At 72.3% G+C, this 20710-nt stretch carries 21 protein-coding genes; all 21 read right to left on the bottom strand.

Annotation, left to right across the window (positions count from 1 at the left end; all coding sequences use genetic code 11):
• Nucleotide 1: 1 nt before the first annotated feature.
• The 21 genes from metK to ruvX all read right to left on the bottom strand — a co-directional run bounded on the left by metK (nt 2) and on the right by ruvX (nt 20708).
• Nucleotides 2-1195, bottom strand: a complete 1194-nt coding sequence (gene metK, locus ABIQ69_RS07855) for a methionine adenosyltransferase (RefSeq protein WP_350349802.1) — start codon at nt 1193-1195, stop codon at nt 2-4.
• Entirely contained in the window at nt 1192-2454 is a 1263-nt protein-coding gene (coaBC, locus tag ABIQ69_RS07850) for a bifunctional phosphopantothenoylcysteine decarboxylase/phosphopantothenate--cysteine ligase CoaBC (RefSeq protein WP_350349987.1), read from the bottom strand. The genes metK and coaBC overlap by 4 nt, the downstream gene beginning before the upstream one ends.
• Before the next feature lie 19 nt (nt 2455-2473).
• Nucleotides 2474-2731, bottom strand: a complete 258-nt coding sequence (gene rpoZ, locus ABIQ69_RS07845) for a DNA-directed RNA polymerase subunit omega (RefSeq protein ID WP_350349801.1) — start codon at nt 2729-2731, stop codon at nt 2474-2476.
• Nucleotides 2724-3707, bottom strand: coding sequence for a guanylate kinase (gmk, locus tag ABIQ69_RS07840; RefSeq protein WP_350349800.1), 984 nt, complete (start codon nt 3705-3707; stop codon nt 2724-2726). Before gmk ends, rpoZ begins: the two co-directional genes overlap by 8 nt.
• Nucleotides 3700-4578, bottom strand: coding sequence for an orotidine-5'-phosphate decarboxylase (gene pyrF / locus ABIQ69_RS07835; RefSeq protein ID WP_350349799.1), 879 nt, complete (start codon nt 4576-4578; stop codon nt 3700-3702). Before pyrF ends, gmk begins: the two co-directional genes overlap by 8 nt.
• Nucleotides 4575-7865 (bottom strand): carbamoyl-phosphate synthase large subunit, encoded by a 3291-nt coding sequence (gene carB / locus ABIQ69_RS07830; protein ID WP_350349798.1) that lies wholly within the window; start codon nt 7863-7865, stop codon nt 4575-4577. Before carB ends, pyrF begins: the two co-directional genes overlap by 4 nt.
• Complete coding sequence (carA, locus tag ABIQ69_RS07825) at nt 7865-9022, bottom strand: glutamine-hydrolyzing carbamoyl-phosphate synthase small subunit (RefSeq protein ID WP_350349797.1); 1158 nt, start codon at nt 9020-9022, stop codon at nt 7865-7867. The genes carB and carA overlap by 1 nt, the downstream gene beginning before the upstream one ends.
• Nucleotides 9019-9567: a hypothetical protein gene (locus ABIQ69_RS07820; RefSeq protein WP_350349796.1), complete on the bottom strand. Its 549-nt coding sequence runs from the start codon at nt 9565-9567 to the stop codon at nt 9019-9021. The genes carA and ABIQ69_RS07820 overlap by 4 nt, the downstream gene beginning before the upstream one ends.
• Nucleotides 9560-10903 (bottom strand): dihydroorotase, encoded by a 1344-nt coding sequence (locus tag ABIQ69_RS07815; RefSeq protein ID WP_350349795.1) that lies wholly within the window; start codon nt 10901-10903, stop codon nt 9560-9562. The genes ABIQ69_RS07820 and ABIQ69_RS07815 overlap by 8 nt, the downstream gene beginning before the upstream one ends.
• Nucleotides 10900-11850 (bottom strand): aspartate carbamoyltransferase catalytic subunit, encoded by a 951-nt coding sequence (locus tag ABIQ69_RS07810; RefSeq protein WP_350349794.1) that lies wholly within the window; start codon nt 11848-11850, stop codon nt 10900-10902. Before ABIQ69_RS07810 ends, ABIQ69_RS07815 begins: the two co-directional genes overlap by 4 nt.
• Nucleotides 11847-12395: a bifunctional pyr operon transcriptional regulator/uracil phosphoribosyltransferase PyrR gene (pyrR, locus tag ABIQ69_RS07805; protein WP_350349793.1), complete on the bottom strand. Its 549-nt coding sequence runs from the start codon at nt 12393-12395 to the stop codon at nt 11847-11849. Before pyrR ends, ABIQ69_RS07810 begins: the two co-directional genes overlap by 4 nt.
• Nucleotides 12396-12528: 133 nt before the next feature.
• Nucleotides 12529-13044, bottom strand: a complete 516-nt coding sequence (locus tag ABIQ69_RS07800; RefSeq protein ID WP_350349792.1) for a DoxX family membrane protein — start codon at nt 13042-13044, stop codon at nt 12529-12531.
• 200 nt (nt 13045-13244) lie between these two features.
• Complete coding sequence (nusB, locus tag ABIQ69_RS07795; RefSeq protein ID WP_350349791.1) at nt 13245-13658, bottom strand: transcription antitermination factor NusB; 414 nt, start codon at nt 13656-13658, stop codon at nt 13245-13247.
• Nucleotides 13658-14221 (bottom strand): elongation factor P, encoded by a 564-nt coding sequence (efp, locus tag ABIQ69_RS07790; RefSeq protein ID WP_350349790.1) that lies wholly within the window; start codon nt 14219-14221, stop codon nt 13658-13660. Before efp ends, nusB begins: the two co-directional genes overlap by 1 nt.
• 85 nt (nt 14222-14306) lie before the next feature.
• The gene (aroQ, locus tag ABIQ69_RS07785; RefSeq protein ID WP_350349789.1) at nt 14307-14750 is read right to left on the bottom strand and encodes a type II 3-dehydroquinate dehydratase; all 444 of its coding nucleotides are present in this window, start codon (nt 14748-14750) and stop codon (nt 14307-14309) included.
• Nucleotides 14751-14799: 49 nt separating this feature from the next.
• Nucleotides 14800-15912, bottom strand: coding sequence for a 3-dehydroquinate synthase (aroB, locus tag ABIQ69_RS07780; RefSeq protein WP_350349788.1), 1113 nt, complete (start codon nt 15910-15912; stop codon nt 14800-14802).
• A complete protein-coding gene (locus tag ABIQ69_RS07775) occupies nt 15909-16436 on the bottom strand; it encodes a shikimate kinase (protein WP_350349787.1) in 528 nt (175 codons plus the stop codon). The genes aroB and ABIQ69_RS07775 overlap by 4 nt, the downstream gene beginning before the upstream one ends.
• Entirely contained in the window at nt 16429-17634 is a 1206-nt protein-coding gene (gene aroC / locus ABIQ69_RS07770) for a chorismate synthase (protein ID WP_350349786.1), read from the bottom strand. The genes ABIQ69_RS07775 and aroC overlap by 8 nt, the downstream gene beginning before the upstream one ends.
• A gap of 77 nt (nt 17635-17711) precedes the next feature.
• On the bottom strand, nt 17712-18584 hold the full coding sequence (locus tag ABIQ69_RS07765) for a shikimate dehydrogenase (protein WP_350349785.1): 873 nt from the start codon (nt 18582-18584) through the stop codon (nt 17712-17714).
• The gene (gene mltG / locus ABIQ69_RS07760; protein WP_350349784.1) at nt 18577-20019 is read right to left on the bottom strand and encodes an endolytic transglycosylase MltG; all 1443 of its coding nucleotides are present in this window, start codon (nt 20017-20019) and stop codon (nt 18577-18579) included. Before mltG ends, ABIQ69_RS07765 begins: the two co-directional genes overlap by 8 nt.
• A 200-nt stretch (nt 20020-20219) precedes the next feature.
• Nucleotides 20220-20708, bottom strand: a complete 489-nt coding sequence (gene ruvX, locus ABIQ69_RS07755) for a Holliday junction resolvase RuvX (protein ID WP_350349783.1) — start codon at nt 20706-20708, stop codon at nt 20220-20222.
• Nucleotides 20709-20710: the final 2 nt, after the last annotated feature.

Below are 20710 nucleotides of genomic sequence, written 5' to 3'. Positions count from 1 at the left end.
CTCAGAACCCGGCGGCCGCGCGCAGGTCGTCGACGCGGTCGAGCCGCTCCCACGTGAAGTCGGGGAGCTCCCGGCCGAAGTGGCCGTAGGCGGCGGTCTGCGCGTAGATCGGTCGCAGCAGGTCGAGATCGCGGATGATCGCGGCCGGCCGGAGGTCGAACACCTCGCGGATCGCGGCGATGATCCGATCATCGGGCAAGTGCCCGGTGCCGAACGTCTCGACGTACAGTCCCACCGGCGCCGCCTTGCCGATCGCATACGCGACCTGGAGCTCGAGGCGGTCGGCGAGCCCTGCGGCGACCGCGTTCTTCGCCGCCCACCGCATCGCGTACGCCGCCGACCGGTCGACCTTGGACGGGTCCTTGCCGCTGAAGGCGCCGCCGCCGTGTCGGCTCGCGCCGCCGTAGGTGTCGATGATGATCTTGCGGCCGGTGAGCCCCGCGTCGCCCTGCGGACCGCCGATCTCGAAGCGTCCGGTGGGGTTGATGAGGACGTTCAGCTCGGGGGCGGCGAGGTCCACCGTCTCGAGCACGGGGCGGATCACCAGCTCCTCGACCTCGGCGCGCAGCTGCTCCGTGGCGACCTGCGGCGAATGCTGCGTCGAGAGCACGACCGTCTCGATCGTGCGAGGCGTCTGCCCCTCGTAGCCGACCGTGACCTGGGTCTTGCCGTCGGGCCGCAGGTAGTCGAGCTCGCCGGCCTTGCGCACCTGTGAAAGCCGCTCGGCCATCCGGTGCGCCAGCCAGATGGGCACCGGCATGAGCTCGGGCGTCTCCCGCACGGCGTAGCCGAACATGATGCCCTGGTCGCCGGCACCCTGCAGGTCGAGCGCGTCCTCGCTCGCGCGCTCGCGCGCCTCGAAGGCGTGGTCGACGCCCTGGGCGATGTCGGGCGACTGCCCGCCGATCGACACCGACACGCCGCACGAGCGTCCGTCGAACCACACGTCGGAGGAGTCGTAGCCGATCGAGGTGACTTTCTGCCGGACGATCGCCGGGATCTCGACGTAGCCCGATGTCGTCACCTCGCCCGCGACGTGCACGAGGCCGGTGGTCACCAGCGTCTCGACGGCGACGCGCGCGTGGGGGTCCGCGGCGAGCAGCGCGTCGAGGATCGAGTCGGAGATCTGGTCGCAGATCTTGTCGGGGTGCCCCTCGGTCACGGACTCGGAGGTGAACAGTCGCAGGTCGCTCATCTGGCGTGGGTGTCCTCACTCGCGGGGTGGTCGGTCAGCGCTTCGGCGATGACGTCGAGGATGCCGTCTGCCACCGACAGTTTGCTGCCGTGCAGCTCGGCGACCACGACGCCGCCGGCGCCGATGACGCTCACCCGGTTCTCGTCGCTCGCGAACCCCTCGGTCCAGCCGACGCGGTTGACGACCAGCAGGTCGGCGCCCTTCGCCTCGCGCTTCGCGCGGGCGAGCGCGAGCAGCCGCTCGGGGTCGTTCTCGGTCTCTGCGGCGAAGCCGACGAGGAGCGTGCCGTCGTGCGGGGCGTGGCCGAGTTCGGCCAGGATGTCGGGGTTGCGGACGAGCTCGAGCGTCAGCCCGGCGTCGCCCGGCTCCTTCTTGATCTTCGCCTCGCTGATCGCGGCCGGGCGGTAGTCGGCGACCGCGGCGGCCATGATCACCGCGTCGGCGCCCGCGGCCGCGGTCTGCATGGCCTCGCGGAGCTCGAGCGCCGTCGAGACGCGTCGGATGTCGCAGCCGCCGGGTTCGCCGATCTCGAGGTTCGCGGCGACGAGGGTGACCTCTGCGCCTCTGGCGCGCGCCGCTTCCGCGATCGCGACGCCCTGCTTGCCGCTCGACCGGTTGCCGAGGAATCGCACGGGGTCGAGGGGCTCGCGCGTGCCGCCGGCCGAGACCACGATGCGGCGTCCGGCGAGATCGCCCTGCGCCGCGTCGCGGCGCCCGGCCGAGTCTTCCGCTCGCCCGCCGACCGCAGCCAGCGCGGCCCGGACGATGACCTCGGGTTCCTCCATGCGCCCGGGGCCGGAGTCGGCGCCCGTGAGCTGCCCGACCGCCGGACCCACGATGGTGACCCCGCGTTCGGCGAGGGTGCTGACGTTCGCCTGCGTCGCAGGGTTCCGCCACATCTCGGTGTGCATCGCGGGAGCGATGACGAGCGGCGCCTCGCTCGCGAGCACCGTGTTGCCGAGCAGATCGTCGGCGAGCCCGTTCGCGAGCTTCGCGATGGTGTTCGCCGTCGCGGGCGCGATCACGATGAGATCGGCCGCCTGACCGATCGCGACATGACGGACCTCGGCCACGCCCTCGTAGAGGTCGACGTGCACGGGATTGCGCGAGATCGCCTCGAGCGTCGGACGCCCGACGAATCGCAGCGCCGCCTCGGTCGGCACCACGTGGACTTCGTGGCCCGCGAGCACGAGGGCGCGCACCACCCCGACGGCCTTGTAGGCCGCGATGCCGCCGGTGATGCCGACGACGACGTTCAGCGGCACGGGCGCGCCCGGGTCACTCGCCCGCGGGGCGGAGCCGGAGCTTGTCCTCGTTGATCTCGTGCAGCGCGACCGTGAGCGGCTTGTCGTCGATCGACGAGTCGACCAGCGGGCCCACGTTGTCGAACAGGCTGCCCTCGTGCAGGTCGGCGTAGTAGTCGTTGATCTGGCGGGCGCGCTTGGACGCGAAGATCACCAGCTGGTACTTCGAGTCGACCTTCGACAGCAGGTCGTCGATGGGCGGGTCGATGATGCCGGACAGCTTCTCAGCCATGGACAGACTCCTCATTCGATGGGCGCGCACCCCCGGTGCGCGGAAGATCGTGGCGAAGGGCGGCAGGTCGCCGGCCCTTTCGAGGCCGCATCAAGTCTACGACCTTTCTCGCGGCCTCGCCGACCTCGTGGTTCACCACCTGGTGATCGAACTCGTCGACGGCGGCGAGCTCGACCTTCGCGGTCTCCAGTCGTCGCTGCTGCTCCGCGGGCGTCTCGGTGCCCCGGCCCACGAGCCGGCGGACGAGTTCGTCCCAGGTCGGGGGCAGCAGGAAGACCAGTGTCGCCTCAGGCATCGCCCGGCGCACCGCCCTCGCGCCCTGGATGTCGATCTCGAGCAGCACGCTGTCGCCCGCTGCGATCGCGCGTTCGACCGGCCCGCGCGGCGTGCCGTAGCGGTGCGCGTTGTGCACGGTCGCCCATTCGAGGAGTTCGCCCTGCTCGATCATGCGATCGAACTCCGCGTCGTCGACGAAGTAGTAGTGCTCCCCATCGACCTCGCCCGGTCGAGGGGCGCGCGTCGTCGCCGAGATCGAGAGCCGCACCTCGGGGTGGTGGGTGCGGATGTAAGCGGCCACCGTGCCCTTGCCGACCGCGGTCGGGCCGGCGAGCACGACGAGGCGGTCGCCCGTGCCGCCGTGCGAGGCGACCCACTCCGCGGTGAACTCGCGCAGCCGACGCCGTTGCAGCCGCCCGAGCCCGCCGAGCCGCTTCGACGCGGCGATCTGCAGGTCGGCCATGATCCGGGCCGTCTTCGTCTCGCCGATCGCGGGGATGGATCCGAGGAACTCCGTCACCCGCAGGCGGCCCTCGACGCCCTCGGGCTCCTCGAAGGCGACGCGCAGCACGTCGAGGGGGCTGCGGGCGCCGCTCGCGACCTGCTGCTTCACGGCCGCCCGGGCGCGACGTGCGGCGACGGCCGCCCGCGACGCCGCGGCGCGGTCGACCTCGGGAGGTGTGCGTGCGGGCTCAGGCACCGGCGGCCACCACCTCGTCGACCCGGCGGGCGATGGTGTCCGCGATGCCGTCGGGCCCCGCGCCGAGGATCGAACGGGATTCGCTGACGAGCACGCCGTCGGCGAGCGCCCCGAAGATCGTCCGGTAGTCCGACGCTGACGGCCCCTGGTGGCCGAAGCCCGGGGCGAGCACCGGCAGGCCAGGCCGGGGCGGCTCCCCGTCGCGGTCGATGCCCGCGGCGGCGAGGTCGACCGTCGCCCCGATGACGACGCCGACGGCGCCCATCGGCGGGTTCGAGACATCCGGTCGCCCCGCGTTCCACGCCGTCACGCCGGAGACGATCGCGCCGGCGATCGTGCTGCCGGCCCGACTCGACTGCTGCAGCACCGAGCGCTGCACGGGCGCGGCCTCGGGGTTCGACGTCGCCGCCAGCACGAACACGCCCTTGCCCGCCGACTCGGCGAGCCGGAGGGTGCCCTCCAGCGACCCGAGCCCGAGGTACGGGCTCACCGTGATGGCATCTGCCTCGAGCGGCGATCCCGGACGCAGCCACGCCTCCGCGTACGCGTCCATCGTCGACCCGATGTCGCCGCGCTTGACGTCGGCGAGCACCTGCAGGTCGGCGTCCTTCGCCTCGCGCAGCACCCGCTCGTACGCGGCGTACCCGGCCGCGCCGTGGCGCTCGAAGAACGCGAGCTGCGGCTTCACGATGCCGACGCGGCCGGCGCACGCCTCGACGACGCGCAGGCCGAACTCGCGCGCGCCCTCCGCGGAGTCGTCGAGTCCCCAGCGGTCGAGCAGACCCGCGTGCGGGTCGATGCCCACGCAGAGCCGGCCATAGGCGGCGAAGACGGCCGCGAGCCGCTCGCCGAACGGCGTCGCCTCGGTCACGCGTGCGCCTCCCGGCGGAGCTGGTACTCCTGCAGGCTGGTGACCTCGAACCCGCCCTCGCCCGCGTCGAGGGACGCGACGGCCGCCGAGAGCTCGGCGATCGTGGTGAAGAGCGGGATGTTCCCGGCGACCGCCGCCGCTCGGATCTCGTAGCCGTCGGCCCGCGAGGAGCGGCCGCTCGGCGTGTTCACCACCACGTCGACCTCACCGCGGTGGATGAGCTCGACGACGCTCGTGGACTCGGGCGTGGGCTTGTCGTGGTACTTCAGCACCTCGTCGGCGCGGATGCCGTTGCGACGCAGCACCTCGGCGGTGCCCTCGGTCGCGGTGATGCGGAACCCGAGCTGCTGGAGGCGGAGCACCGGCAGGATGACGGCGCGCTTGTCGCGGTCGGAGACCGAGACGAACACGGTGCCCGACGTCGGCATACCGCCGTAGGCGGCGAGCTGGCTCTTCGCGAACGCGGTCGGGAAGTCGCGGTCGATGCCCATGACCTCCCCCGTCGAGCGCATCTCGGGGCCGAGCACGGAGTCGACCATGATGCCCTCGCGCGTGCGGAAGCGGTGGAACGGCAGCACGGCCTCCTTGACGGCGACCGGCGCGTCGAGCGGGACGCGGGAGCCGTCCGACTCGGGCAGGAGCCCCTCGTCGATCAGCTCGGCGACGGTCGCGCCCACCATGATCCGGCTCGCAGCCTTCGCGAGCGGGATGCCGAGCGCCTTCGACACGAAGGGCACGGTCCGGCTCGCGCGCGGGTTCGCCTCGAGCACGTAGAGCACGCCTGCGGCGATGGCGAACTGCACGTTGAGCAGCCCGCGCACGCCGATGCCCTCGGCGATGGCCCGGGTCGCCTCCCGCACCCGGTCGACCTCGGCCCGGCCGAGGGTCACCGGCGGCAGGGTGCAGCTGGAGTCGCCCGAGTGCACGCCGGCCTCCTCGATGTGCTCCATGACGCCGCCGACGTACAGGTCGACGCCGTCGTAGAGCGCGTCGACGTCGATCTCGATCGCGTCGTCGAGGAACCGGTCGACGAGCAGCGGATGGCTCGGACCGACGATGCCCTGCCCCTCGATGCGGGTGAAGTAGTCGGCGAGGCTCGGGGTGTCGTAGACGATCTCCATGCCGCGGCCGCCGAGCACGAAGCTCGGGCGGACCAGGACGGGGTACCCGATGCCCTCGGCCACGTGCACGGCGCCGGCGAGGTCCGTCGCGGTGCCGTTCCGGGGCGCCAGGAGGCCGGCCTGGTCGAGGATGCCGGAGAACAGGCCCCGCTCCTCGGCCAGGTCGATCGCGTCGGGCGTGGTGCCGAGGATCGGCACGCCGGCCGCCTCGAGCCCCTTCGCGAGCCCCAGCGCGGTCTGGCCGCCGAGCTGCACGACGACGCCGACGAGCTCACCCGACTGCGATTCGGCGTGGATGACCTCGAGGACGTCCTCGAGCGTGAGCGGCTCGAAGTAGAGCCGGTCGCTCGTGTCGTAGTCGGTCGAGACGGTCTCGGGGTTGCAGTTGATCATGATCGTCTCGAACCCGGCGGCGGACAGCGCGAACGACGCGTGCACGCACGAGTAGTCGAACTCGACGCCCTGGCCGATCCGGTTCGGCCCGGAGCCGAGGATCACGACCTTGCGCCGGTCGCTCGGCGCGACCTCGGTCTCGAGATCGTAACTGGAGTAGTGGTACGGCGTGAGCGCCGGGAACTCGCCCGCGCACGTGTCGACCGTCTTGTAGACCGGGCGGATGCCGAGGATGTGGCGCACCTCGCGCGCGTCCGCCTCGCTGCCGAACCCGCGGAGCTCGGCGATCTGCGCGTCGGAGAACCCGTGGTCCTTCGCGAGCAGCAGCGTGTCGTGGTCGAGCGACTCGGCCGCCGCGACGTGCGCGGCGACCTCGTTGATGAGGGCGATCTGGTCGAGGAACCAGGGGTCGATCTTCGTCGCCTCGAACGCCTGCTCGATGGTCGCGCCCTTCCGGAGCGCCTGCTGCACGAGGACGATCCGGCCGTCGGTCGGCACGGATGCCGCGGCGAGCAGCTCCTCGACCTCGCGCGTCTCCTCGCCCCAGTGGAACGACGAGCCGCGCTTCTCGAGCGAGCGGAGCGACTTCTGCAGCGCCGTGGCGAAGTTGCGGCCGATCGCCATGGCCTCGCCGACCGACTTCATGGTCGTGGTGAGGGTCGGGTCGGCGGCGGGGAACTTCTCGAACGCGAACCTCGGCACCTTGACCACGACGTAGTCGAGCGTCGGCTCGAACGACGCGGGCGTGACCCGGGTGATGTCGTTCGGGATCTCGTCGAGGCGGTAGCCGATGGCGAGCTTGGCGGCGATCTTCGCGATCGGGAAGCCGGTGGCCTTCGACGCCAGGGCCGACGAGCGCGAGACGCGCGGGTTCATCTCGATGACGATGATCCGCCCGTTGGACGGGTCGACGGCGAACTGGATGTTGCAGCCGCCGGTGTCGACGCCGACGGCCCGGATGATGTCGATGCCGATGTCGCGGAGCCGCTGGTACTCACGGTCGGTCAGCGTCAGGGCGGGCGCCACCGTGATCGAGTCGCCGGTGTGCACGCCGACGGGGTCGACGTTCTCGATGGAGCAGACGACGACGGTGTTGTCGGCCGTGTCGCGCATGAGCTCGAGCTCGTACTCCTTCCAGCCGAGGATCGACTCCTCGAGGAGCACCTCGGTCGTCGGCGAGTCGTGCAGCCCGGCGCCCGCGATCCGACGCAGGTCCTCCTCGTTGTACGCGAACCCCGAGCCGAGCCCGCCCATGGTGAACGAGGGGCGCACGACGAGCGGGTAGCCGAGGTCCTCGGCAGCGGCGAGCACCTCGTCCATGGTGTGTGCGATGTGCGAGCGCGCCACGTCGGCACCGCACTCGACCACGAGCTCCTTGAACAGCTGGCGATCCTCGCCCTTGCGGATCGCGTCGACCTTCGCACCGATGAGCTCGACGCCGTGCTTCGCGAGGATGCCGGCCTCCTCCAGCGCGATCGCCGCGTTCAGCGCGGTCTGGCCGCCGAGGGTCGGCAGCACCGCGTCGGGGCGCTCCTTGACGATGATCGACTCGATCACCTCGGGCGTGATGGGCTCGATGTAGGTCGCGTCGGCGAAGTCGGGGTCGGTCATGATCGTCGCCGGGTTGGGGTTCACGAGGATGACCCGCACCCCCTCGGCGCGGAGCACCCGGCAGGCCTGCGTGCCCGAGTAGTCGAACTCGGCGGCCTGTCCGATGACGATCGGGCCGGACCCGATGACGAGGACGGAATTGATGTCGTCGCGCTTGGGCATCAGGCGTCGGACTCCTTGCTGGCGATCACCAGGTCGCGGAAGCGGTCGAAGAGGTAGTTGGCGTCGTGCGGGCCGGCCGCCGACTCGGGGTGGTACTGCACGCTGAAGGCGGGGATGTCGAGGCAGTTGAGCCCCTCCACGACGTCGTCGTTCAGGTCGACGTGGCTCACCTCGACGCGACCGAAGCCCTGGGTGGACTCGCTGATCTCGTCGATGGGCGCCTTGACCGCGAAGCCGTGGTTGTGCGCGGTGATCTCGACCCGGCCCGTGGCCTTGTCGATCACGGGCTGGTTGATGCCGCGGTGCCCGAAGGGCAGCTTGTACGTCTCGAACCCGAGGGCGCGGCCGAGCAGCTGGTTGCCGAAGCAGATGCCGAAGTACGGGCGTCCGTCGCGGAGCGAGTCGCGGAGCAGCTCGACGTGGCGGTCGGACGCGCTCGGGTCGCCTGGGCCGTTCGAGAAGAACAGCGCGTCAGGGCCGAGCGCGCGGATCTCGTCGATGGTGACCGTCTGCGGCACGACGTGGACGTCGAAGCCGCGGGCGGCGAGGTACTGCAGGGTGGAGGTCTTCACGCCGAGGTCGAGCACCGCGACCGACCCGACCCGCTCGCCCTCGGCGGGCAGCGTGTAGCCCTCGGCGGTCGAGACCTGGCCGGAGAGGTTGCGCCCCGCCATCTCCGCGCCGGAGCGCACGAGCTCGAGCTGCTCCCCCGGCGTCAGCGCGGCATCCGCACCCGAGAAGATGCCCGCCCGCATGGCGCCCGCCGAGCGGATGTGCCGCGTGACGGCTCGCGTGTCGATGCCGGAGATGCCGACGACGCCGGCCGCGGCGAGGTCGTCGTCGAGGCTCCGCTGCGAGCGGAAGTTCGACACCACGCGGGAGGGGTCTCGGACCACGTAGCCCGCGACCCAGATGCGGGCCGACTCCATGTCTTCATCGTTCATGCCGGTGTTGCCGATGTGCGGCGCCGTCATGAGCACGATCTGGCCCGCGTACGACGGGTCGGTCAGGGTCTCCTGGTAGCCGGTCATCCCCGTGGCGAAGACGGCTTCGCCCAGCGTGCGTCCGACGGCGCCGTAGGCCCGTCCCTCGTACCTGGTGCCGTCCTCGAGGACGAGCACGGCCGGTTCGCCCGTGAAGGGCGTCGACTCGCTCATGCTTCGGTCTCGCTTCCTGCGTCTGGCCGCAGCGTGATGTGCGCTGCGGCGATGTCGGTGACGGCCGCGATGATGCGGCCCGCGTCGCCCGGGTACCGGGCGCGGAGATAGCTGTCGACGTGGGTCGGAGGCTCGGCGGGCTCCTCCTCGTCGACGATCCAGGTGATGGCGACGAGCCCGTCGGGCTCCACGCCGCGGTCGATGGCGAACGTCGCGGTGCCCGCCCCCACCAGGCGGTCGGCCGGGACGAAGCTCGGCTGCTCGCCTGCAATGCGGAGGATCACGCCCTCGGGGTGGACCTCGACATGGCCGGCGCCGCGGAACGCGAGCCCCTGCACGGCGAGGCGCTCGAGGGGCCGGCCGACCGGGGTCGTGGCCACGTAGAGCATCTCGGCGTCGACGACCGCGCCGCCGAGTCGCTCGGGCACCGGGTACGCCGTCATGACCGCGTCGCGTCGCGTGCGGCGCCGCCACGAACGCCACATGAGGAATCCGGCGCCGCCGACGATCGCGACGGCGACGAGGACGCCGATGAGCTCAGCCATGCGAGCCCTCCGATCGGGATGCCGCGAGCGCGGCGATCTCCGTCTCGTCGCGCACCGCGCCGTCGAGCACGGTCGCGTAGCCGGCGTGGATCGTGGCCACCACGCGGCCGGGCAGGGTGCGCCCGAGGTAGGGCGAGTTGCCGCTCCGGCCGGCGAGCCACGACGCGTCGAAGACGCCCACCGCCTCCGGGTCGTAGAGGGTGACCTCGGCGGGTGCCCCGACCGCGAGCGCGGCTCCCTGGCCCGCGAGTCGGCCGATGCGAGCGGGCGTCTCCGACATGACGCGGGCGACGCCCGACCAGTCGAGCAGCCCGGTCTCCACCATCGTCTGATGCACGACCGAGAGGGCGGACTCCAGGCCCACCATGCCGTTGGCCGCGGCATCCCACTCGCACTCCTTCGCCTCGACCGGATGCGGTGCGTGGTCGGTGGCGACGATGTCGATGGTGCCGTCGGCGAGCGCCGCGCGGAGCGCCTCGACGTCCTCCGCCCGGCGGAGCGGCGGGTTGACCTTGAAACGCGCGTCGTACGTCGCGACGAGCTCCTCGGTGAGCAGCAGGTGGTGCGGGGTCACCTCGGCCGTGACGTCGATGCCCCTGGCCTTGGCCCAGCGGACCACCTCCACCGAGCCCGCCGTGGAGAGGTGGCAGATGTGCAGGCGCGAGCCGACGTGCTCGGCGAGCAGGACGTCGCGCGCGATGATCGACTCCTCGGCGACGGCGGGCCATCCGGCGAGCCCCAATTCGCTCGACAGCGCGCCCTCGTTCATCTGCGCGCCGACGGTGAGCCGCGGCTCCTGCGCGTGCTGCGCGATGACGCCGTCGAACGCCTTCACGTACTCGAGCGCGCGGCGCATGAGCTGAGGGTCGGCGACGCAGAAGCCGTCGTCGGAGAAGACGCGCACGTTCGCCTGCGACCTGGCCATCGCGCCGAGCTCGGCGAGCTGCTCGCCGCGAAGCCCGACCGTGACCGCGCCGATCGGCTGCACCGTCGCGTAGCCCGCGGCGCGGCCGAGCCGCTGCTCCTGCTCGACGACGCCGGCGGTGTCGGCGACCGGGAAGGTGTTCGCCATGGCGAAGACGGCGGTGTAGCCGCCCGCCGCGGCGGCCCTCGTGCCGGTCAGCACGGTCTCGCTCTGCTCGTAGCCGGGCTCGCGGAGGTGGGTGTGCAGGTCGACGAGGCCTGGCAGGGCGAGGAGCCCGTCGGCGTCGACGACCTCGGCGCCGGAGACGTCGCCCAGGCGTCCGACCTCGGCGATGACGTCGCCGTCGATCAGCAGGTCGGCACGCTCTCCCGTGGGCAGGGCGGCACCCCGGATCAGGATGCGGCCGCTCATGCGTCGCCCCGCTCTCCGGACAGCAGCAGGTAGAGGGCAGCCATTCTCACTGATACTCCGTTCGCGACCTGCTCGCGCACCGTCGACTGCGGGGAGTCGGCGGCGCGGGCGGCGATCTCGAGCCCACGGTTCATCGGGCCCGGATGCATGACCATCGTAGTCGGGGGAAGCCGGTCGAACCGGTCGTCGTCGAGCCCCCAGGTGCGGGAATACTCCCGGCTGTTCGGGAAGAACGCCGCGTGCATGCGTTCGGCCTGCACGCGCAGCATCATGACCACGTCGGGGCCGTCCGCGAGCGCGGCATCCAGGTCGTAGCCGATACGGGCCGGCCAGCCGCTGGTGTCGACCGGCAGCAGCGTGGGAGGCGCGACGAGCGTGACCTCGGCGCCCAGCGCCGTGAGCAGCCACACGTTCGAGCGCGCGACGCGGGAGTGCAGGATGTCGCCGACGATGACGACGCGGACGCCGTCGAGCCCTCTGCCCCTGGAGCCGCTGCCGTGCAGGCGCCGGCGCATCGTGAACGCGTCGAGCAGCGCCTGGGTGGGATGCTCGTGCGTGCCGTCGCCCGCATTCACCACGCCGGCGTCGATCCAGCCGCTGGTCGCGAGCACCTGCGGTGCACCCGACGAGGGGTGACGGATGACGACGCCGTCGGCGCCCATCGCCTGCAGGGTCTGCGCGGTGTCCTTGAGGCTCTCCCCCTTGGAGACGCTGGACCCCTTGGCGCTGAAGTTGATGACGTCGGCCGACAGGCGCTTCGCCGCGGCCTCGAACGAGATACGGGTCCGGGTGGAGTCCTCGAAGAAGAGGTTCACGACCGTCTTGCCCCGCAGGGTCGGCAGCTTCTTGACCTCGCGCTCCTGCACCGCCGCCATGTCCTCGGCGACGTCGAGCAGCTCGACGGCCTCTTCGCGCGCGAGTCCGCGGGTGCCGAGCAGGTGCCTCACTCGTCGCCTCCCTCGATCGTCACGACGTCCTCGCCGTCGATCTCGGCGAGGCGGACGTTGATCCGCTCGCGCGCCGAGCTCGGCAGGTTCTTCCCGACGAAGTCGGCGCGGATCGGGAACTCGCGGTGCCCCCGGTCGACGAGCACCGCGAGGCGCACGGCGCGGGCACGCCCGAGGTCGGAGAGCGCGTCGAGCGCGGCCCGGATGGTCCGCCCGGAGTAGAGCACGTCGTCGACGAGCACGACGACCTTGCCGTCGATGCCGCCCGGCGGCAGCTCGGTCGGCGCGGGGGTCCTCGTCCGCGTGCGGGCGAGATCGTCTCGGTACATCGTGACGTCGAGCGAGCCCGCGAGCTCGGCGGGGCGCGGAGCGCCCGGCTCGATGCGGGCGATGGTCTCGGCGATCCGCCGGGCGAGGATCACGCCACGGGTCGGGATGCCGAGGATGACGAGATCGGATGCTCCTCGATTGGACTCGAGGATCTCGTGCGAGATGCGGGTCGATGCCCGCTGGATGTCAGCTTCGCTGAGCACGGCGCGTGCCACAGGCCGACTCCCTTCTCCGCCTCACGGGACGGCCTTAAAGGTGGTCGTTGTCCGTCCGATCCTACCAGCGACGACGGACGGCCCCCGCCCGTGGGGGCGAGGGCCGTCCGTGTCGGGGGCCGGTCGGTCGTCGTCACCGGCGGCCGATGGGCTTCTTCAGCGCCGCGGCCGCGACCACCATGGCGCCCGCCACGAGCACGACGTCCTTCAGGATGTACTGGGCCGTGAGCGTGGGCCCGGCTGCGACGAACAGGTCGCCCGCGAAGAACACCAGCGGCGAGAAGATGCCGACGAACGTCGCCGCGAGGGCCAGCAGCCCGACCCGCAGCAGCAGACCGGTGACGAAGGTGAGACCGACGAAGACCTCGAGCCCGGCGGTGAGCGCCATCGCCGCGGCGCCGTCGACGAGGCCGAACGACAGCGCGTTCCAGGTGCGGGTCACGAGCGACTCGACCGGGCTCGCGCCCGGCAGGAACTTCAGCGCGCCGAAGACGAGGAAGACCAGGCCGAGCGCGATGCGCAGCGCCGGCGTCGCCGTGCGGGCGAGGAAGCGCTGGAGGACGGCCTGGGCCTGGTTGGCACGGTCGAGGACCGTATCGAGGCCGGGCGCGGTGGAGACGCGTCCGGTGCCGAGGGCGGTGGTGGACATGGGGATGCTCCTTTCGAGAGCGTCATCGGGAGTGGCAGCCGGATGCGGCAGCCATCCCATCCCATCGATCCCGTCCCTCGGGGTCGCCCGGAGCACCGCTGAACGCGGGTCCGTGCTCGCCCGGAGCGCCGACTCCGTGCTGGCGGAACAGGCCGTGCGCCGAGGCGCCGGCCCGCGCAGCGGACGCGTCGTCGAGCGGCTCAGCCCTTGCCGTGCGACACGGCCGCGAGCAGCCCGTTCACGAAGCCGGCCGAATCGTCGGTCGAGAGCACGGTCGCGGCCTCGACGGCCTCCGAGATCGCGACCGGGTCGGGGACCTGGTCGTTGTAGAGGATCTCCCACACGCCGATGCGCAGCAGCGCGCGGTCGACCGCGGGCATGCGCTCGAGCGTCCAGCCCCGCGAATGGGTCTGGATGAGCTCGTCGATCTCCTCGCGGTGGTCGACGATGCCGTCGACGATCTCGCGGGCGTAGAGCCACGACGCCTGGCGCTCGGGCTCGTTGACGGCGCGCTCGGCCTCGACGACGAGCAGCTGCTCGACCGGCACCTGCCGCATGTCGGCCGCGTAGAGCAGGTCGAGGGCGCGCTTGCGCGCCTTCGTACGCGCGCTCACTAGTCGTTCACGCGGCCGAGGTAGTCGCCCGTCCGGGTGTCGACCTTGACCTTCGTGCCCGTCTCGAGGAACAGCGGCACCTGGATCTCGTAGCCGGTCTCGACGGTCGCGGGCTTCGTGCCGCCCGTGGACCGGTCGCCCTGGAGGCCCGGCTCGGTGTACGTGATCTCGAGCACGACCGAGGCGGGAAGGTCGATGTAGAGCGGGTTGCCGTTGTTCAGCGCGATCGTGACGGGCTGGTTCTCGAGCATGAAGTTCGCGGCGTCGCCGACGGTCGCCGCGGGAACGGTGATCTGGTCGTAGTCGGTCGTGTCCATGAACACGAAGCCGTCGCCGTCGTTGTACAGATAGGTGAAGTCGCGGCGGTCGACGTTCTCGATGTCGACCTTGGCGCCGGCGTTGTACGTGCGGTCGACCACCTTGCCGGTGACGACGTTCTTGAGCTTCGTGCGCACGAAGGCGCCGCCCTTGCCCGGCTTGACGTGCTGGAACTCGATCACGCTCCAGAGCTGGCCGTCGATGCTGAGGACGACGCCGTTCTTGATGTCTGCGGTCGATGCCATGGAGAGGTGTTCCGATCGTTGAGGGGTGCTGATGAGCCGTCTGCGGGCGCGCCGAGCGGCGTGCGACTGATCGAGTGTAGTCGACTCAGCTGCGAGTGCGCAGGAGCCAGTCGATCGCCAGCCGGTAGCTCTCGGTCCCGAATCCCGCGATGACCCCGGATGCCACGCCCGAGATGACGCTCGTGTGGCGGAAGGCCTCCCGCGCGTGCGGGTTGGAGAGGTGCACCTCGACCAGCGGGACGCCGGCCTGTTTCAGCAGTGCCGCGGCGTCGCGGAGCGCGTAGCTGTAGTGCGTGAACGCGGCCGGGTTCAGCACGACCGGCGTGCCCCGGTCGACCGCCTCGTGCAGCCAGCCGACGAGCTCGCCCTCGTCGTCGGTCTGGCGCAGCTCGATCGAGACCTCGTCCGGCAGCGCCGCCTCGAGCTCGGCGCCGATGTCCGCCAGGGTCTGACTGCCGTAGATCTCCGGCTCGCGCGAGCCGAGCCGGCCGAGGTTCGGTCCGTTCAGGACGAGGATGCTCCAGCTCACGCGACGAGCCTAGCGGCGGGGCATCCGGCTCGGTTCGGCGACGCGGGACTCACGACGCGATCTCCTGGTACGCCGCGAACAGCAGCGACTGGTCGGGCGCCTGCATGACGGTCGGCTTGGCGAGGTCGTCGAGGACGATGAAGCGCAGCTGTCCGCCGCGGGCCTTCTTGTCGCGCTGCATGGTCGCGAGCAGGGTGTTCCAGCGGCCCGCCGGGTAGCTGGTCGGCAGGCTGAGCAGGTCGAGCACGCGCCGGTGGCGGTCGGCGACCTCGTCGGAGAGGCGGCCCGACAGGCGCGCGAGCTCCGCGGCGAACGCCATGCCGACGGCGACGGCCGCGCCGTGGCGCCACTGGTAGCGTTCGGCGTGCTCGATGGCGTGCCCGAGCGTGTGGCCGTAGTTCAGGATCTCGCGGAGGCCGGCCTCGGTGAAGTCCTCGGAGACGACGTCGGCCTTCATCTGGATCGCGAGCTCGACGACGCGGCGGAACTCGGCCGTCGTCGGATCGGTCGCCCGGTCGGGATCGGCCTCGATCACGTCGAGGATCTCCGGGTAGCGGATGAACCCCGCCTTCGCGATCTCCGCGAAGCCGGCGAGGATCTCGTTCCGCGGCAGCGTGCCGAGCAGGTCGAGGTCGCACAGCACGGCCGCGGGCGCGTGGAAGACGCCGACGAGGTTCTTGCCCTCGTTCGTGTTGATGCCGGTCTTGCCGCCGACGGCGGCGTCCACCATGCCGAGCACCGTCGTCGGCACCTGCACGACGCGCACGCCGCGGAGCCAGGTTCCGGCGACGAAGCCCGCGACGTCGGTCGCCGCTCCCCCGCCGAGGCCGACGATCGCGTCGCTGCGGGTGAAGTCGGCCTGACCGAGGATCTGCCAGCAGAATGCGGCGACCTCGACGCGCTTGCCCGCCTCCGCGTCCGGGATCTCGGCGAGCAGCACCTCGAAGCGGTCCTGCAGCGCGTCGCGGAGGTCGTTCGCCCGGGCGCCGAGCGTCGCGGGGTGGATCACGAGGACCTTCCGCACGGCCGGTCCGAGCGCGTCGCCCAGTTCGCCGAGCACCCCCCGTCCGATCACGACGTCGTAGCCGTCGTCGCCGCCCACGCGGATGGCGGTGCGGTCCGCGTCTCGCTCCTCGGTGCCGCCGAGCTCGTCGCTGGTCATGCCGACTCTCCCAGTCGCCCGGTGATCTCGGCGACGATCCGCGCGACCGGGCGGCGCGAGGTGTCGAGGTCGATGTCGGCGAGCGCCTCGTAGACGGGCAGGCGCTCGGCGAGGATGTCCCGCCAGCGGTCGAGCCCGCCCTGCGCGAGGAGCGGCCGGTTCCCGCCCGCGAGCCTCGGCGCGACGGCCTGCTCGTCGACGCGCAGCAGCACGACGGGCAGCGACTCGAGGTCGGCCTGCGTCTCGAGGTGCAGCACCGCGCCGCCGCCGAGCGCCACCACGGCCTCCTCGCGGAGCGCCTCGGCGACGACCTCGCGTTCGATGACGCGGAAGTACGCTTCGCCCTCGCGGGCGAAGATCTCGTCGATGGGGCCGTACCGTTCGACGATGCGCTGGTCGGTGTCCACGAACGGCGCGCCGAGCGCCCCGGCGAGCCGGTGGCCCACCCGCGACTTGCCGGCGCCCATCGGCCCGATCAGCACCACCGGCAGGGCGATGCGCACCGGTTCGCCGCGCTCAGGCACGGGCGTCGGCGCCCGCCGTCTCGAGCGCGTCGGGGATGGCGGCGAGGTAGCCCTCGAGGTTGCGCCGGGTCTCGGCGACCGAGTCCCCGCCGAACTTCTCCAGCACCGCGTTCGCGAGCGTGAGCGCGACCATCGCCTCGGCGACCACGCCGGCCGCCGGCACGGCGCAGACGTCCGAGCGCTGGTGGTGGGCCGCGGCCGGCTCGCCCGTCGCCACGTCCACGGTCGGCAGCGCGTGCGGCACCGTCGCGATCGGCTTCATGCCGGCCCGCACGCGGAGCACCGTGCCCGTCGACATGCCGCCCTCCGTGCCGCCGGCCCGGTCGGTCGCCCGCACGATGCGGCCGTCGGCCATGTGCAGCTCGTCGTGGGCGGCCGAACCGCGTCGCGTGGTGGTGAGGAAGCCGTCGCCGACCTCCACGCCCTTGATGGCCTGGATGCCCATGAGGGCCGCCGCGAGCTGCGCGTCGAGCCGGCGGTCCCAGTGCACGTGCGAGCCGAGCCCCGGCGGCAGTCCGTACGCGAGCACCTCGACGACGCCGCCCAGCGTGTCGCCGGCCTTGTGGGCGTCGTCGACCTCGGCGACCATGCGGGCCGACGTCTCGGGGTCGAAGCAGCGCAGCGGATCGGCGTCGAGCCGGTCGACGTCGTCCGGCAGCGGGAGCACAGCGCCCTCGGGCACCCCGACGGGGCCGATGGCAAGGGTGTGCGACACGAGCCGGATGCCGAGCTCGCCGAGGAATGCCTTCGCGACCGCACCGAGCGCGACCCGGGCGGCCGTCTCGCGGGCGCTCGCACGCTCGAGCACCGGACGGGCCTCGTCGAACCCGTACTTCTGCATGCCGACGAGGTCGGCGTGCCCGGGCCGGGGCCGCGTGAGCGGCGCGCCTCGGCCACGGCCGAGCCGGTCGGCGTCGACGGGCTCTGGGCTCATGACCTCCTGCCACTTCGGCCACTCGGTGTTGCCGACGCGCAGGGCGACCGGGCTGCCCAGGGTGAGGCCGTGCCGCACACCGCCCGAGATCGCCAGCTCGTCCTGCTCGAACTTCATGCGCGCACCCCGGCCGTAGCCGAGCTTGCGGCGCGCGAGATCGGCGCGAACCTGGTCGAGCGTGATGGGGATGCCGGCGGGGAGACCCTCGATGATCGCCACGAGCTCAGGGCCGTGGGATTCTCCGGCAGTGAGCCAACGGAGCATTCCCCCATCCTTCCACAGGCGGAACGGGCGGCCGCGCCGTGTGACGGGGCTCGGGTGTTCCCCCGTGCGACGCGGCGTCAGGCCAGCGCCCGCCGCATCGCGTCGATGACGGCGGGCTCGTCGGGCAGGGGCGTCGCGGGGTCGCCGCCGACGAAGATGCGCACCTGGAGCACGGCCTGATGCAGGAGCATCCCGATACCCGGGACGACGCGGCCTCCTGCCACCTGCCACGACGCCGCGAGCCGCGACGGCCACGGAGAGTAGGCGACGTCGAAGAGCGTCGAGCTGCGGCGGAGCACCTCGGATGCCTCGACGGGCAGCACCGTGCCGCCCGGGAGCGTGCTCACCACGAGGTCGGCGTCGCCGGCGCGACCGAGCAGGTCGAGGCCGTCGGGGGCGATGCGCACCTCGACGCCGAGCCGGTCGCCGAACGCGCCGAGAGCGGCCGCCTTGTCCGGCGTGCGGACCGCGACGTCGACGCGGTGCGCCCCGAGTTCCGCGAGCGCCGCGAGCGCGGACGCCGCCGTCGCGCCGGCACCGATGATCATCGCCCGACCCACGTCGCCCGCGTCGGCCTCGCGCAAGGCGCCGACGATACCGCCCACGTCGGTGTTGAAGCCCAGCCGGCGGCCGCCGTCCGCGAAGAGCACCGTGTTCACGGCGCCGGTGACCTCGGCCACGCGGTCCCGCCACCCGAGGAGGGGCACCACGTCGTGCTTCAGCGGCATCGTGAGCGACAGGCCGCGCCATGACGCGTCGAGCCCGTCCATGAACGCCGGCAGCCCGGCGCCGTCCATCTCGATCGCCCGGTACTCCCAGTCGAGGCCGAGCACGCGGTAGGCGGCCGCGTGCAGCGCCGGGCTCTTGGAATGCGAGATCGGGGAGCCCAGCACCGCGAGCCGGCGTACGCCGCGACGCGCGGCGTCGACCGCGGCCGAGACGTCACTCACAGTAGGACGCGTTCTCGTCGCTCGCCTGACACCATTCCTGCAGCCGCGCGACCGCCGCCTCGTGCTCCTCGACCGTGGTGCTGAAGACGGTCTCACCCGTCGCCAGGTTCACCGGCACGAAGAACAGCCATGACCCGTCGGCGGGGTGGATGGCGGCGTTGATGGCGACGTCGCCCGGGTTGCCGATGGGACCGATCGGCAGGCCGGGGTTCGCGTAGGTGTTGTAGCGGTTGCTCGCGTCGGCGCGCTCGGCATCGGTCGTCCAGACCGTGTGGGTGTTGCCGGTGCCGTAGGCGACCGTGGCATCCGACTCGAGGTTGATGCCCTGGTCGAGCCGGTTCTGGAACACCCGCGCGACCTTCGGGAAGTCGTTCTCGTCGGAGCCGGCCTCGCGCTGCACGATCGAGGCGAGCACGATCGTCTTCCACCGCTGGTCGGCCGGCACGCCGGCGGCGTCGAGCGCCTCGAACTGGCGGTTCACGAGCGTCTGCAGGATCGCGTGCGCGTCGAGACCGGGGTCGAGCGTGTACGTCGCCGGGAAGAGGAACCCCTCCAGCGTGGTCGCCTCCGGCGGCAGCCCGTAGTTCGCCGGCGGCTCGGCGGCCGCCGCCTGCAGCTGATCGAGCGGCACCCCGGTGCCCTCCGAGATCAGCTGCAGCGCGTCGGGGAGGGCGGCGCCCTCTGGGATGACGAACGTGTTCTCGAGTTTCCGCGACGGGTCCATGAGCGCCTCGAGGGCGGCGGCCGCGCTCATCTGCTCGGCGAGGCGGTACGCCCCGGGCTGGAACTCCGGCTCGGGCGTCTCAGCGAGCAGCAGCTCGTAGAACGCGTCGTACGAGGCCGTGATGTCCTGCTCGGCGAGGCGTTCGGCGATGTCCGAGCCGGTGTCGCCCTCGTGGATCATGAACGTCACCTCGCCTGTGCCGGAGCCCTCGTAGTCGGGGGCGGGCTGGAACCGCTCGATGACCGCGGTGATCGGGCCCTGCAGGAACACGTAGGCGCCCACGCCGAGGACGGCGACGATGAGGAGCCCGATGAGACAGCCCCACGGGCGGCGCTTGCGCTTCGGCGGGTCAGACTCCCCCACGTGGTACGCCTCCGCTGCGGCGCGGCGCTCCGCCCGGCTCGGGCGCGACGGCTCGGGATCGTCGTGGAAGCCCTGCCACGGATGCTCGCTCCCTGTCTGGCTGTTTCCGCCGAGGCCCGCGAACGGGTCGTCGGCCGACTCCGACCGCGCATCGGCCGCCCCCGCCGGAACCATGGCCGGCCACGGCTCGGCCTCATCGGGATCGCGGTCCGGCGCGACGGCGCGCCTGGGCGGCTCGACACGTCCCGTCGCATCGGCGACGACGCCCTGGCCCGCCGCGGACGCTGCAGCGGCCTCCTCCTCGGCCGCGCGTCGCTGTTCCGCCTCGCGCAGCTCGCGGCGGGTCATCGGCCGCGATCCATCGGGGGCGCTCGTCGAGGGCCGTGCGGATGACGGCTCGGCGTCGGGAGCCGGGCGGCCGGCAGAGGCGGGTGCCGCCGCGGCGGCCGGAGTGGACGGCGCCTGCGGGCGGCGGGGGGCGTCGCCGCGCAGGAACGCGTCCCAGTCGGCGCCGTCGCGCGGATCGTGGGGCTCAGGGGGGAACTGAGTCACAGGGGTGAGGGCCCTTCGTCGGTGGGGAGCACCCGGCCGGGTGCGGTGCCCGACGCCCGTTCGGCGTCGAGGGCGTGTTGCAGAATGATAACGGCCGCAGCCTGATCGACGATGGGACGCTGCTGGCGAGCCTTCTTCCCCGACGCCCGCAGATGCTGCTGCGCGGTCACCGTTGAAAGGCGCTCGTCGACGAGTCTGACCTGACGCTCGGCGCCGACCGCCGCGGCGAGGCGTGCCGCGAACGCGACGGCGTCCTCGGTGGACGCGGTCGCCCGCCCCGAGAGCGCCAGCGGATTGCCGACGACCAGCTCGACGGCGCCGTACTCGTCCGCGAGCTCGAGGATGCGCGCGAGATCGCCCGACTCCCCCTCCGGGCTCCGCGGCACCGTCTCGACCGGCACGGCGAGGATCGCCCCCGCGTCGCACCTGGCCACCCCGACGCGCGCCCGACCGACGTCGATGCCGAGCCGGACTCCGGGGCGCACCG

Origin of the sequence: Agromyces sp. G08B096 (genome assembly GCF_040267705.1) — a bacterium.
Taxonomy (GTDB): Bacteria; Actinomycetota; Actinomycetes; order Actinomycetales; family Microbacteriaceae; genus Agromyces.
This window is presented reverse-complemented; position numbering and strand designations above follow the sequence as displayed.

Excerpts from the sequence above, each read along its gene's own strand:
- mltG (WP_350349784.1), bottom strand. The coding sequence starts at position 20,019 with ATGACCCGCCGCGAGCTGCGCGAGGCGGAACAGCGACGCGCGGCCGAG.
- aroB (WP_350349788.1), bottom strand. The coding sequence starts at position 15,912 with ATGACCAGCGACGAGCTCGGCGGCACCGAGGAGCGAGACGCGGACCGC.
- metK (WP_350349802.1), bottom strand. The coding sequence starts at position 1,195 with ATGAGCGACCTGCGACTGTTCACCTCCGAGTCCGTGACCGAGGGGCAC.
- ABIQ69_RS07820 (WP_350349796.1), bottom strand. The coding sequence starts at position 9,567 with ATGGCTGAGCTCATCGGCGTCCTCGTCGCCGTCGCGATCGTCGGCGGC.
- carB (WP_350349798.1), bottom strand. The coding sequence starts at position 7,865 with ATGCCCAAGCGCGACGACATCAATTCCGTCCTCGTCATCGGGTCCGGC.
- ABIQ69_RS07815 (WP_350349795.1), bottom strand. The coding sequence starts at position 10,903 with ATGAGCGGCCGCATCCTGATCCGGGGTGCCGCCCTGCCCACGGGAGAG.
- ABIQ69_RS07800 (WP_350349792.1), bottom strand. The coding sequence starts at position 13,044 with ATGTCCACCACCGCCCTCGGCACCGGACGCGTCTCCACCGCGCCCGGC.
- rpoZ (WP_350349801.1), bottom strand. The coding sequence starts at position 2,731 with ATGGCTGAGAAGCTGTCCGGCATCATCGACCCGCCCATCGACGACCTG.
- carA (WP_350349797.1), bottom strand. The coding sequence starts at position 9,022 with ATGAGCGAGTCGACGCCCTTCACGGGCGAACCGGCCGTGCTCGTCCTC.
- aroC (WP_350349786.1), bottom strand. The coding sequence starts at position 17,634 with ATGCTCCGTTGGCTCACTGCCGGAGAATCCCACGGCCCTGAGCTCGTG.
- efp (WP_350349790.1), bottom strand. The coding sequence starts at position 14,221 with ATGGCATCGACCGCAGACATCAAGAACGGCGTCGTCCTCAGCATCGAC.